General features: G+C 68.1%; 13 protein-coding genes. 11 read left to right on the top strand and 2 right to left on the bottom strand.

The features are described 5' to 3' along the window. Window positions 1-121: 121 nt before the first annotated feature. Together AC25Y0_RS09705 and AC25Y0_RS09700 are read left to right on the top strand one after the other, a co-directional pair. A complete protein-coding gene (locus tag AC25Y0_RS09705; protein WP_488123957.1) occupies window positions 122-1,666 on the top strand; it encodes an ABC transporter permease in 1,545 nt (514 codons plus the stop codon). A gap of 34 nt (window positions 1,667-1,700) precedes the next feature. Further along, on the top strand, window positions 1,701-2,726 hold the full coding sequence (locus tag AC25Y0_RS09700) for an ABC transporter permease (RefSeq protein WP_488123958.1): 1,026 nt from the start codon (window positions 1,701-1,703) through the stop codon (window positions 2,724-2,726). Between the two features lie 8 nt (window positions 2,727-2,734). On the opposite strand, the gene AC25Y0_RS09695 is transcribed toward AC25Y0_RS09700, so the two are convergent. Next, entirely contained in the window at window positions 2,735-3,337 is a 603-nt protein-coding gene (locus AC25Y0_RS09695) for a PH domain-containing protein (RefSeq protein ID WP_488123959.1), read from the bottom strand. 62 nt (window positions 3,338-3,399) lie between these two features. Here AC25Y0_RS09695 and AC25Y0_RS09690 point away from each other — a divergent pair, with 62 nt between their 5' ends. From AC25Y0_RS09690 to AC25Y0_RS09650, 9 genes are all read left to right on the top strand, one after another. Beyond that, on the top strand, window positions 3,400-5,157 hold the full coding sequence (locus tag AC25Y0_RS09690) for a dipeptide ABC transporter ATP-binding protein (RefSeq protein ID WP_488134570.1): 1,758 nt from the start codon (window positions 3,400-3,402) through the stop codon (window positions 5,155-5,157). Between the two features lie 111 nt (window positions 5,158-5,268). After that, window positions 5,269-7,182, top strand: a complete 1,914-nt coding sequence (typA, locus tag AC25Y0_RS09685; RefSeq protein WP_488123961.1) for a translational GTPase TypA — start codon at window positions 5,269-5,271, stop codon at window positions 7,180-7,182. 36 nt (window positions 7,183-7,218) lie between these two features. Further along, window positions 7,219-7,980 carry an AzlC family ABC transporter permease gene (locus AC25Y0_RS09680; RefSeq protein WP_488134569.1) on the top strand — a complete coding sequence of 254 codons (762 nt, stop codon included), beginning with the start codon at window positions 7,219-7,221 and terminating at the stop codon, window positions 7,978-7,980. Continuing rightward, on the top strand, window positions 7,977-8,291 hold the full coding sequence (locus AC25Y0_RS09675) for an AzlD domain-containing protein (protein ID WP_488123963.1): 315 nt from the start codon (window positions 7,977-7,979) through the stop codon (window positions 8,289-8,291). The genes AC25Y0_RS09680 and AC25Y0_RS09675 overlap by 4 nt, the downstream gene beginning before the upstream one ends. A 9-nt stretch (window positions 8,292-8,300) precedes the next feature. Further along, complete coding sequence (locus tag AC25Y0_RS09670) at window positions 8,301-8,696, top strand: histidinol dehydrogenase (RefSeq protein WP_488123964.1); 396 nt, start codon at window positions 8,301-8,303, stop codon at window positions 8,694-8,696. 10 nt (window positions 8,697-8,706) lie between these two features. Then, the gene (gene fdxA / locus AC25Y0_RS09665; RefSeq protein WP_488123965.1) at window positions 8,707-9,027 is read left to right on the top strand and encodes a ferredoxin; all 321 of its coding nucleotides are present in this window, start codon (window positions 8,707-8,709) and stop codon (window positions 9,025-9,027) included. A 2-nt stretch (window positions 9,028-9,029) separates the two neighbouring features. After that, window positions 9,030-10,145 carry a succinyldiaminopimelate transaminase gene (gene dapC / locus AC25Y0_RS09660; RefSeq protein WP_488134568.1) on the top strand — a complete coding sequence of 372 codons (1,116 nt, stop codon included), beginning with the start codon at window positions 9,030-9,032 and terminating at the stop codon, window positions 10,143-10,145. A gap of 228 nt (window positions 10,146-10,373) precedes the next feature. Next, window positions 10,374-11,672, top strand: a complete 1,299-nt coding sequence (locus AC25Y0_RS09655) for a citrate synthase (protein WP_488123967.1) — start codon at window positions 10,374-10,376, stop codon at window positions 11,670-11,672. 83 nt (window positions 11,673-11,755) lie between these two features. After that, window positions 11,756-11,950 carry a hypothetical protein gene (locus tag AC25Y0_RS09650; protein ID WP_488123968.1) on the top strand — a complete coding sequence of 65 codons (195 nt, stop codon included), beginning with the start codon at window positions 11,756-11,758 and terminating at the stop codon, window positions 11,948-11,950. Between the two features lie 31 nt (window positions 11,951-11,981). On the opposite strand, the gene AC25Y0_RS09645 is transcribed toward AC25Y0_RS09650, so the two are convergent. Beyond that, window positions 11,982-13,055: a YihY/virulence factor BrkB family protein gene (locus tag AC25Y0_RS09645; protein ID WP_488134567.1), complete on the bottom strand. Its 1,074-nt coding sequence runs from the start codon at window positions 13,053-13,055 to the stop codon at window positions 11,982-11,984. Window positions 13,056-13,109 lie beyond the last annotated feature (54 nt).

Here is a 13,109-nt window from a genome sequence, read left to right as displayed (position 1 = left end):
CCCGTGTGACAACAGCGAGGCGCCGGAGTCTTCTACGGCTCCGGCGCCTCAGCCGTCGCATGACACAGCCTGTCGGAGCGGCCTGGCCGCCTCGACCTGATCGAAGGAGACTGGGCACCCCATGGTGGGATTCGTCCTCAGGCGCATCGCCGTCTCGATCCTCGTACTGCTCGCGGCATCCTTCTTGATGTACGTGCTCGCGGCGAACTCCGGCAACCCGCTGCAGGATCTCGAGGGAAGCAACGCGCCCAACCGGGATCAGCTCATCGCGGCGCGGGTCAACGCGCTCGATCTGGATGTGCCTCCTGTGCTGCGCTACTTCCTGTGGCTCGGCGGCGCCGCCCAGTGCCTCATCCCGTTCGTCGGCACGTGTGACCTCGGGATGACGATCTCGAACGCCGCCGTCACCGACATCCTGCCGCCGGCCATGGCGTCGACGCTGCAGCTCGTGACCGCCGCCTTCCTCATCGCCATCGTGCTCGGGGTCGCCGTCGGCATCGTCACCGCCTTGCGCCAGTACAGCGGCTTCGACTTCAGTGTCACCCTGCTGAGCTTCTTCCTGTACTCGCTGCCCTCGTTCCTCATCGCGGTGCTGCTCAAGGAATTCCTCGCGATCGGATTCAACAACTTCCTGCAATCGGCGACGACCATCCCACCCTTGGTCATCGTGCTCGTCTCCATCGTCAGCGCCGTCGTCTGGCAGGCGATGATCGGGGGCCCAGTGCGTCGCCGCGTCGTCATCGCCGTCGCCTCCGGTGGTGTCACGGCCGCTCTCCTCATCTACTTCGACATCTCGGATTGGTTCCGCCAGCCCGGACTCGGCCCCGTGGGCCTCTTTCTGCTCATCGGCGGAACGGTCGTCCTGACCACGGCGCTGCTGGCGGGCCTCGAGAACCGCCGCGCCCTCATGATCGCCGCGCTCAACGGCGCGATCGCCTACGTCTGCTACTTCACTCTGCAGGGCCTGTTCGACGTGTCGACGCTCGGCACCCTCATCATCCTCGGACTGCTCGCGCTCGGCGTCGGCATCGGATCGGGGCTGCTTCTGGGTGGGCCCGACCGGGGCATGGCGGCCCGCATCGGCGGCATCGTCGCCTTCATCTCGAGCGCCTTCGTCGTGCTCGACCGCTACATGCAGTCGTGGCCTGAGTACATGGCCAACCCGCGCATCAACGGCCGCCCCATCGCGACCGTCGGCGCGAGCACGCCCGGCTTCTCCGGCGACGTCTGGTTGACGGGCATCGACAGCTTCACCCATCTGCTGCTGCCGACCGTCGCCCTGCTGCTGATCTCTTTCGCGGGCTACACGCGGTACGCCCGCGCGGGCCTGCTCGAAGTGATGAACCAGGACTACATCCGCACGGCTCGTGCCAAGGGTCTGCCCGAGCGCACCGTCGTCATGCGGCACGCCCTGCGCAACATGCTGATCCCCATCGTCACCCTCATCGCGACCGACGTCGGCGCGCTGTTGGGCGGCGCCGTCATCACTGAACGGGTCTTCGCGATCAGCGGCATGGGCTCGCTGTTCGTGCTGGGCATCCAACGCGTGGACGTCAACCCGGTCATGGGCTACTTCCTCGTCATCGCGATCACCGCGATCGTCTTCAACTTCCTCGCCGACCTCGCCTACGCGGCGCTCGATCCTCGAGTGCGGGTGGCCGCATGATCGCCGAGAACCGCTCCTCCTGGGAGGTCATCCGATGAGCCAGCAGATTCTGCCCGAACCGCCGACCCCGCACGCCCCACCGCACGATGAGGACACGGTGGGAGTGAGCCAGGGACGGCTCATCCTGCGTCGCTTCTTCGCAAACCGGGTATCGGTGGTCTCCGGCATCCTGTTCCTGTTCATCGTGGTGTTCTCGATCTCTGCGATCGGCATGGGCCCCATCCCGGGCTGGTGGCACCACAACTACACGACGCTCAACGCGCAGCAGAACGGCGGCGCCCCGACGATCTCGCTCATCCCGCACTGGCTCGGCGGCGCCGGCATCTCGCTCGGCGAGCACCCTTTCGGGCAGGACCGCATCGGCATCGACTACTTCGCGATGACGATGCGCGGCATCCAGAACTCGATCGTGGTGATGTTCGTCATCTCGATCGTCGGCACGATCGTCGGCACCGTCATCGGTGCGATCGCGGGCTACTACCGCGGCATCGTCGACTCGATCCTCATGCGGATCACCGACGTCTTCATCGTCATCCCCGTGCTCGTCATCGGCGCCGTCGTCGGCCGCGCGACGGGGGGCCTCGGTGTCTGGCCGCTCGCGTTCTTTCTCGCGATGGTGTCCTGGATGACAATCGCGCGTCTCGTGCGGGGCGAGTTCCTCACGCTGCGCGAACGTGAATTCGTCGAGGCGGCACGGGTCGCGGGCGCCAGCGATGCCCGCATCATCTTCAAGCACATCCTGCCCAACGCGATCGGCGTCGTGATCGTCGCGGCGACACTGCTGGCGGCGGCGGCCATCCTGCTCGAGACGGCCCTGAGCTATCTCGGCCTCGGTGTGCGCCCGCCGGATGTGTCGCTCGGCTTCATCATCTCGGACAACCAGTCCGCGTTCCAGACGCGACCGTGGCTGTTCTGGTGGCCCGCGACCTTCATCGTGCTTCTCGCGCTGCTCATCAACTTCGTCGGCGACGGCCTGCGCGACGCCTTCGACCCGCGCCAGAAGCGCTTCTCGCTGCGGCGCACGAAGGAGCCCGTCGAGAGTCGGCGGGACCGCTCATGACGAGCGCCTCAGATCAGCAGCGCTGCACACACGAGTCCCGCGGCGCCGGCGACGATCGCCGCGACCGACAGCGTGCGCGGGCTCACGGCGACGGGCGTCGCGTCCGCGACACCGGCCTCGATGCGGCCTGCACGCAGACCCTCCTGCCACCGACCGCGCACGAGATCGGCGGCGCGGCCCGAGTCGGTCGTCGGCAGATCCGACGGGCGGATGCCGGGAGCCGAGGTCTCTTCGGATCGCCGGTGTGCGCGCGCAGCGCGCACACCCGCCATGGCGCCCGGGGCCGGTGCAGCCGTCGCGCTGATGCGGCGTCCGGGCGTGTGCACGACGAGCGAGTACCGCGTCTCGACGTGGATGACCGCGGCCCACGGCACGCGGTATCGCACGACGACGTTCGCGATCGTCACGGCGTCGTCATCGACGGCGACGAACGGCGCCCACAGCAGCGCCCAGACGAGCGCGGCTGCGGATGCCGCACCCAGGAGCAGTCCCGATGCCGCCCCGCCCGCGGCGGGCACCACGAGCGCGGACACCGCGAGGGCGGCCAGCGCCACCCAGATCGTGACGCTCAGTACTCGATTGAACATCGGACGGAAGACGAGCCGCGGCATCCGGTCATTCTGTCATCCTCGCGTCGGGGCGGCCCCCGTCGCGAGCCAGGGAGGATCACTTCATGAGCACGACCGATCAGCCGAACGGCCCCGCCCTCGAGATGTCCGACGTGAGCGTCGACTTCGCCGTGGACGACGTCTGGGTTCCCGCGGCGAAGAACCTCACGTACTCGATCGAACGAGGCCAGGTCGTCGCGGTCGTCGGAGAGTCGGGTTCGGGCAAGAGTGCGAGCTCGATGGCGGTTCTCGACCTGCTGCCGCGCAACAGCCGTGTGCGCGGCAGCATCAAGGTGAACGGCCGTGAGATCGTCGGCATGGCTTCGCGCCAGCTGCGGCAGCTTCGCGGCCCGCAGGTCGCCGCGATCTTCCAGGAGCCGATGACGGCACTCAACCCCGTGCTCACGGTCGGGTTCCAGGTCGTCGAGGCGATCCGCGCGCACACGGCGAAGAGCCCGTCCGAGGCGCGGGCCCGCGCGATCGAGCTGCTCGGGCTCGTGGGGCTGCCCGACCCCGAGAAGGCGTTCGCGTCGTACCCGCACCAGCTCTCGGGCGGGCAGCGTCAACGCGCCATGATCGCGCAGGCGATCAGCCTCGACCCCGCTCTGCTCATCGCGGACGAACCCACGACGGCACTGGATGTCACCGTCCAGGCCGAGATCCTCGACCTGTTGCGCGACCTGCGCGATCGCCTCGACTCCGCGATCCTGCTCATCACGCACGACATGGGTGTCGTCGCAGACCTCGCCGACTGGATCGTCGTGATGAAGGACGGCGAGATCGTCGAGCAGGGCGACGTGCGGCAGGTGCTGGAGCACCCGCGCGACGCGTACACCCAGGCTCTGCTGGCCGCTGTGCCCCGCCTCGGCGAGGGTGCGGGCGATGATGACGTCGTCGATGTCGTGGAGAGCCTCGCCCACGTCGTCCAGGAGGTGGATGCCGGCATCGACGTGACCGAGCGCGCCCCGAGCCCCGCCCCCGTCACGGCGCCGGTGCTCGAGCTGTCGGGAGTGTCGATCGAGTACGGCAAGCGCGGGCGTGTCGCGGCGTTCCGTGCCGTCGACGACGTGTCGCTCGCGATCGGCCAGGGCGAGATCGTCGGCCTCGTCGGCGAGTCGGGCTCCGGTAAGTCCACGATCGGGCGCGCCTCGATCGGGCTGCAGCCGATCGCCGAGGGCAAGCTCGTGGTCGACGGCATCGACATCAGCTCGGGTGCGCGCAAGACGATCTCGTCGCTGCGCCGCAAGGTCGGCATCGTCTTCCAGGACCCGTCGTCATCCCTCAATCCGCGGTTGCCCATCGGTGAGAGCATCGGCGAGCCGATTCTGCTCGCTCGCGAGGCGAAGGGCGCAGCGCTCGACAAGCGCGTCGAGACCCTGCTGGACGAAGTCAACCTGCCGCGCAGCTACCGTAATCGGTACCCGCACGAGTTGTCCGGGGGGCAGAAGCAGCGCGTCGGCATCGCTCGGGCCCTCGCCCTGCAGCCGCGACTGCTCGTCGCCGACGAGCCCACGAGCGCCCTCGACGTGTCGGTGCAGGCGCGCGTGCTCGAGCTGCTGCTTCAGCTTCAGGCCGAGCACCAGTTCGCATGTCTGTTCATCAGTCACGACCTCGCCGTCGTCGATGCGATGGCCGACCGGATCATCGTGCTGCATCACGGCAAGATCGCCGAGCAGGGGACACGTGACCAGATTCTGCGGGCCCCCAAGGAGCCGTACACGCAGCGGCTCATCGCCGCGATCCCCGTGCCCGACCCCGATGTGCAGGCCGCGCGACGCACGTTGCGACACCAGCTGCTGCAGGCCGAGCGCGACGCCGGCTGACACTCCGGGACGGGCACATACGGGATCTGTCCAGGCGTCTGCGATAAACTGGAACGTCGGACCCTCGAGTTTCGGCCTCTCCGCTTCCCAAACTTTGCAAGGATCCCCCTCATGGCGCGTGCCCTCCGTCCGGACCTCCGTAACGTGGCGATTGTCGCCCACGTCGACCACGGCAAGACCACGCTCGTCGACGCGATGCTGCGTCAGACCGGCTCGTTCGGCTCACACGAGCACCTCGAAGAGCGCGCGATGGACTCGAACGACCTCGAGCGCGAAAAGGGCATCACGATCCTCGCCAAGAACACGGCAATCACCTACACGGGTGTCCACAGCGACGTCCCCGTCACGATCAACGTGATCGACACGCCCGGCCACGCCGACTTCGGCGGCGAGGTCGAGCGCGGCCTGTCGATGGTCGACGGCGTCGTGCTGCTCGTCGATTCGAGTGAAGGGCCGCTGCCGCAGACGCGCTTCGTGCTGCGCAAGGCCCTCGAGTCGAAGCTTCCCGTCATCCTGCTCGTCAACAAGACCGACCGCCCCGATGCGCGCATCGCCGAGGTGGAAGAAGAAGCGCACGATCTGCTGCTCGGTCTCGCGTCGGACCTCGTCGACGACGTGCCCGACCTCGACGTCGACGCGCTGCTGGACGTGCCCGTCGTCTACGCCTCCGGTCGCGCAGGCGCTGCCTCGCTCAACCGTCCCGAGAACGGCGAGCTGCCTGACAACGCAGACCTCGAGCCGCTCTTCGGTGCGATCCTCGAGCACGTGCCGGCCCCGTCGTACGACGACGAGGCGCCCCTGCAGGCGTGGGTCACGAACCTCGACTCCAATCCCTTCCTCGGCCGTCTCGCGCTGCTGCGCGTCTTCAACGGCACGCTGAAGAAGGGCCAGACGGTCGCGTGGGTCCGTCACGACGGAACACAGTCGAACGCCCGCATCACGGAGCTGCTGAAGACCCGCGCTCTCGATCGCTACCCCGCTGAGTCCGCCGGCCCCGGCGACATCGTCGCGATCGCCGGCATCGAAGAGATCACGATCGGCGAGACGATCGCCGACCCCGAAGACGTCCGGCCGCTGCCGGCGATCACGGTGGATGATCCCGCGATCTCGATGACGATCGGCACGAACACCTCGCCGCTGGTCGGCAAGGTCAAGGGCCACAAGCTCACGGCGCGCATGGTGAAGGACCGCCTCGACCGCGAACTCATCGGAAACGTCTCGCTCAAGGTGGTCGACATCGGTCGCCCCGACGCGTGGGAGGTGCAGGGCCGCGGTGAGCTGGCTCTCGCGATCCTCGTCGAGAACATGCGCCGCGAAGGATTCGAGCTCACTGTCGGCAAGCCCCAGGTCGTCACGCGCCGCGGCGAGGACGGCAAGGTGAAGGAGCCGTTCGAGCACCTGACGATCGATGCCCCCGAGGAGTACCTCGGTTCGATCACGCAGCTGCTGGCGGCCCGCAAGGGACGCATGGAGACCATGACGAACCACGGCACCGGCTGGGTGCGCATGGAGTTCGTCGTGCCCTCGCGCGGCCTCATCGGCTTCCGCACCGAGTTCATGTCCACGACGCGTGGCACGGGAATCGCGAACGCGATCTCGCACGGCTACGACGACTGGGCAGGCCATATCCAGGCGCGTCAGAACGGCTCGATCGTCGCTGACCGCGCGGGCGTGGCGACGCCGTTCGCCATGATCGCTCTGCAGGAGCGCATGAGCTTCTTCGTGCAGCCCACCGAAGAGGTCTACGAAGGCATGGTCGTGGGAGAGAACTCCCGCGCCGATGACATGGACGTCAACATCACGAAGGAGAAGAAGCTCACCAACATGCGCGCTTCGACTTCGGACACGTTCGAGTCGATGACGCCGCCGCGTCAGCTCTCGCTCGAAGAGAGCCTCGAGTTCGCACGCGACGACGAATGCGTCGAGGTGACGCCCGAGAAAGTGCGCATCCGCAAGGTGATCCTGAGTCAGACCGAGCGTGGTCGCGCGACGTCGCGTCTCAAGCGCCAAGACGCCAACGTGTGACGCCGTCCCGCGGCTGAGCCTGGGTAGGCTCATCGAGTGACGCTCGATCCCGCCTTCGATGACGTGCACGAGCCCGGTGAGGCGCGTCGTGCCGCCCGCGAGGGGATCGGCGTCGCGCTCGCGACGAGCGCGTACGGAATCTCGTTCGGTGCGCTCGCCGTCGCCTCGGGGCTGGACGTCTGGCAGACCTGCGTCCTGAGTCTGCTCATGTTCACGGGTGGGTCCCAGTTCGCGTTCGTGGGCGTCGTCGGCGCCGGGGGACTGGCGGCGGCGCCGGCGGCGATCGCCTCGGCATCGCTCCTCGGCGCCCGCAACGTCGCTTACGGCATCCGGATGTCGCATGTGATCGGCGCCGGGTTCTTCACGCGCGCTGCCGCGGCGCACTTCACGATCGACGAATCGACGGCGGTCTCGCTCGCCCAGCGCACACGGCACGCCCGCCGGGTGGGCTTCTGGGTCACCGGAATCGGCATCTACATCGGCTGGAACCTGTCGACCCTCGCGGGAGCGCTGCTGGGCGACGTGCTGGGCGATCCCAAGGCCTACGGACTGGATGCCGCGGCGGCAGCCGCCTTCCTCGCGCTGCTGTGGCCGCGGCTCACGCGTCGGCAGCCGATCGCCGTCGGTATCGCAGCGGCCGTCGTCGCGACGATCCTCACGCCCGTGCTCATGCCGGGCCTGCCGGTGATCGTCGCGGCGCTCGTCGCGATCGTCGTCGGCTGGTTCAACTGGCTCGACAGTCCGTCGGCGGGCCCGTCGACGGGTGAGGACGTGCCGGAGCGGGAGGGTCTGCCATGACGATGTGGACTGCCGTCCTGGTCGCGGCCATCGTGTGCGTCGCGCTGAAGACGCTCGGGTATCTCGTGCCCCCGCGCTGGCTCGAGGCGCCGCGCCCCGCGCGCACGGCCGACCTGCTCACCGTCGCGCTGCTGGCGGCACTCGTCGCGGTGCAGACGTTCGGCGTGGGGCAGGGCATCATCCTCGATGCCCGCGTTCCCGCCGTGCTCGTCGCGGCAGGCTTGCTCATGCTGCGCGCGCCGTTCCTCGTCGTCGTCGTGGCTGCGGCGGTCGTCGCCGCGCTCATGCGGCTGTGGGGCTGGGCGGCGTAGGCTGACGCGGTGGGTTACTCGTGGACGCGCGTCAGCACGTGGATCGTCGCGCTGGTCGTCGGCGCGGTATACGGTCTGGCGGGCACGATCGCGCACGCGTACACGCTCGTCGGTCTGCCCCTCGGCCTCGTCCTCGCGCTGGTCGGCTGCACGGCGCTCGTGGTCGCCGTGCGTCTGCTGACGGGGGACCGGTGGACGGCTCTCGCGACCGGCCTGGGCATGACGATCGCGAGTCTCGTCTTCTCGGGACGCGGTCCCGGCGGTTCGGTCATCGTGCCCGAATCGACGCTGGGCACGGTGTGGACGCTCGCCCTGCCGGTCATCGTGGCGCTCGTGATCGCGTGGCCGTCGCCCGTCGCGACGACAGCCCCCGTGAGGGACCGAGGCGCTCCCGAGGCGAACTAGACTGGAGGGCGTGACGTACGTGATCGCCCTTCCCTGCGTGGACCTCAAGGACCGTGCCTGCATCGACGAATGCCCGGTCGACTGCATCTATGAGGGCGATCGGATGCTCTACATCCACCCCGACGAATGCGTCGACTGCGGCGCATGCGAGCCGGTCTGCCCCGTCGAGGCGATCTACTACGAAGATGACCTGCCCGCTGAGTGGCAGGACTACTACAAGGCCAACGTCGAGTTCTTCGACGACGTGGGTTCCCCGGGAGGCGCCGCCAAGACCGGCGTGATCCCCAAGGACCACCCCGTCGTGGCTGCTCTTCCTCCGCAGGAGCATTGAGCATGGGGGTCGCCGACCTCGCCGACTATCCGTGGGACGCCGTCCTGCCTTACGCAGAGCGCGCGCGCGCCCATCCGGACGGGATCGTCGACCTGTCGATCGGTTCGCCCGTCGATGCGACTCCCGCCGTCGTCGCCGAAGCCCTCGCATCCGCGACGGACGCGCACAGCTATCCGCAGACGATGGGCACCCCGGAGCTCCGGGCCGCGATCGCGCAGTGGTACGAGCGGCGCCGCGGCGTATCGGGCCTGACGCCCGGGAACGTGCTCCCGACGGTCGGCTCGAAAGAGCTCGTCGCTCTGCTGCCGCTGCTCCTCGATCTCGGAGCCGGCGACATCGTCGTGCACCCGACGGCGGCGTATCCGACCTACGAGGTGGGCGCGCGCCTCGCGGGTGCGACACCCTTCGCCTCGGACGACCCGTCGCAGTGGCCCGAGAAGACGCGGCTCGTGTGGATCAACTCACCGGGCAACCCCGACGGACGCGTGCTCGACGTCGACGCGCTGCGCGCTGCCGTGCACCGTGCGCGTGAGCTCGGCGCGGTCCTCGCGTCGGACGAGTGCTATGCCGAGCTCGGGTGGGACGCGCCGTGGGATCACGAGCGCATTCCTTCGGCGCTGGATCCGCGCGTCACGGGCGGCGATCTGAGCGGCATCGTCGCGGCATACTCGCTCAGCAAGCAATCGAACCTCGCGGGGTACCGGGCCGCGTTCCTCGCGGGTGACCCCGCTCTCATCGCGCGACTGCTCACGGGGCGCAAGCACCTGGGTCTGATGCTTCCCGCTCCCGTTCAGCGCGCCATGACGGCGGCGCTGGACGACGATGAGCACGTCGCAGTGCAGAAGGAGCGCTACCGCGCTCGGCGCGACGTGCTGCGCCCCGCCGTGGAGGCTGCGGGTTTCCGGGTCGATCGCAGCGAGGCGGGCCTGTACCTGTGGGCGACCGAAGGCCGTGACGCGTGGCAGAGCATGGACCGCCTTGCCGGCCTCGGGATCCTCGCCGGCCCCGGGCACTTCTACGGGGAGCACCATCCGCAGCACGTCCGGCTCTCGCTCACGGCGACCGACGAGCGCATCGCCGCCGCCGCCGAGCGACTGCGCCGCGCCTCCGCATCCTGACAGGCCGCCCGCCACGGTTCTGAAGGATCGGGCAGCAGGAGGAATCCTCCACCGGATTCGGCATACCTTTGGCGGTGTCCGAAGCTGTGCGCCACGCCCATTAGGCTGTAACGGCGCAGAGGCGTGGCATCCCTCGCCCTTGCAGCAGTCCGACGGCGGCGGCCTTGACCGGCCGGCGCCCGTGCGGACAGCATCACCGCACACCCAAGAACATCGCGAGGAGGCGGCGTGAGCGACGCGAGCACCCAGCAGGACAAGGCCACCCTCACGGTTGGGGATCGCACGGCGGAATTGCCCGTGCTGCACGGGACGGATGGCGCTCCTGTCATCGACGTCTCGACGCTCACCCGCCAGACCGGCCACACGGCGCTGGACTACGGCTTCGTCAACACGGCGGCCACCAAGTCGGCCATCACCTTCATCGACGGCGATCAGGGCATCCTGCGTTACCGCGGGTATCCCATCGAGCAGCTCGCGAAGAACAGCACGTACCTCGAGGTGGCCTGGCTGCTCACGTACGGCGAGCTGCCTACCGCGAGCGAGCTCTCCGACTTCGACGGCCGCATCCGTCGGCACACCCTGCTGCACGAAGACCTCAAGCGCTTCTTCTCGGCGCTGCCGCACACGGCGCACCCCATGTCGGTGCTGTCTTCAGCCGTCTCGGCTCTGTCGACCTACTACGAGCACGAGTCCGACCCGCACAACCCCGAGCACGTCGAGCTCAACACCGTGCGTATGCTGGCCAAGCTGCCCGTCATCGCGGCGTATGCGCACAAGAAGAGCATCGGACAGGCGTTCCTGTACCCCGACAACTCGCTGAGCTTCGTCGACAACTTCCTCAAGCTGAACTTCGGTGTGCTGAGCGAGGAGTACGAGGTCAACCCGGTCATGTCGCGCGCGCTCGAGCGTCTGCTGATCCTGCACGAAGACCACGAGCAGAATGCCTCCACCTCGACCGTGCGTCTGGTGGGCTCGACCGGGGCGAACCAGTTCTCGTCGATCTCGGCGGGCATCAACGCCCTATACGGCCCACTGCACGGCGGCGCGAACGAGGCGGTGCTCGACATGCTCGCCCGCATCCGCGATTCGGGTGAGAGCGTGCAGCGTTTCGTCGAGCGGGTCAAGAACAAGGAAGACGGCGTCAAGCTCATGGGCTTCGGACACCGTGTCTACAAGAACTACGACCCGCGCGCGAAGCTCGTTAAGGAATCGGCAGACGAGGTGCTGCGTGAGCTCGGCGTGCACGACCCGCTGCTGGATCTCGCGAAAGAGCTCGAGGAGATCGCTCTCAACGACAGCTACTTCCAGGACCGCCGGCTCTACCCCAACGTCGACTTCTACACGGGTGTCATCTACAAGGCGATGGGGTTCCCCACGCGAATGTTCACCGTGCTGTTCGCGATCGGGCGGCTGCCGGGATGGCTCGCGCAGTGGCGTGAGTCGATCAACGACCCGCAGAGCAAGATCGGTCGCCCGCAGCAGCTGTACATCGGCGCCGGCGAGCGCAACTACCCCGGCGTCGGCTGACGCTCGAGCAGCGTTTCGTCAACCCCTTCGCGCGGCGGCGTCGTCGTGTCAGGCTCTTCTCACGCACGACGGAGGAGGACCCCATGAACGACGACCGTGAGACCCGCGCGAACGACGACGCCCTCGAGAACGCTTCTGAGCTGGAAGACGACCGAGCCGAGCCGAAAGTCGGCGGCCTCGGCAAGGACAGCACGATCCCCGCGGACCCGGACGGCGTCGCCGCCGGCTTCACCGGGGTGGAATCGACCTTCGAGCCCGAAGAGGACGAGCAGGCCTGACGCTCGGCCAGAGCGCCGGTGCTGACACGCGTCAGCGCGGGCGCTCTTCGTCGGAGGCATGCTGCTCGCGGATGCGCCGTCCCTCCTCGATGTCCTTCTCTTCGGCCTTCGCCGCCTTCTCGATCTTGGTCGTGTCCCGGGGTGGGAGCTGGATTTCCTCTTCTGCCGCGATACCCGCCTGGAGCTGACGGCCCCGCTCGATCTCGGCATCGAACTCAGCGCCGAGCAGAAGCGCCATATTCGCGATCCACAGCCACAGCAGGAAGATGATGATGCCTGCAAACGAGCCGTACGTGCGTTCGTAGTTTCCGAAGTTCGAGACGTAGAACCCGAACCCTGCCGTCGCTATCGCCAGGACAGCGATCGCAACGAGCGCGCCGATGCTTATCCATCGGAATTTCGGCTGCTTCGCGTTGGGGGTGAAGTAGTACAGCACGGCGAGGATCAGCACCACGATGAAGGCCAGGACGGGCCACTTGGCGATCTGCCACACGGTCACGACCCCTTCGCCGACGCCGAGGGCCTGTCCCAGCGCCTCGGCAACCGGGCCGGAGACCACGAGCAGCAGTGTCGCCGCGGTTATGAGGACGACGGCGATGATCGTCACCATGAGCTGGACGGGCTTGAGCTTCCAGAAGGGCCGACCCTCTTCGATCTCGTAGATCCTGTTCATTGCCCGGCTGAAGGCCCCGACGTAACCCGACGCAGACCAGATCGCCAGGACGATACCGGTGACGAGAGCGAAGCCCACCGCCGGCGACCCGGCGAGCTGCTCGATCGGCCCCCGCAGCACCGCGGCGGCGTCGCCTGGCGCGACATCGTCGACGATTCCGAGGATCGCGTCTGTCGCCGCCTGGCTCTGACCGAGGATGCCCAGGAGCGAGAAGACGGCGAGCAGGCCCGGGAAGATCGAGAGTACGGCGAAGTAGGTGAGCGCGGCCGCGAGGTCGGTGCAGTGATCGGCGGAGAACTCGCGCACCACCTTCTTCACGACGTAGGTCCAGGATCGTTTGGTGATGTCGGTCACCGAGTCCGGTTTGGCCGGGTGCTCCGGGTCGGGTGCGGTGAGGTCGTCGCGCTTTTCGGAACGGGCTTCGCGTGCCATGGAAACTCCTCTAGAGGCGTGGGGGGGGGGGGGGGGGCCCCCCCCCCCCCCCGC

This window comes from Microbacterium sp. Y547, from assembly GCF_057669785.1.
This window is presented reverse-complemented; position numbering and strand designations above follow the sequence as displayed.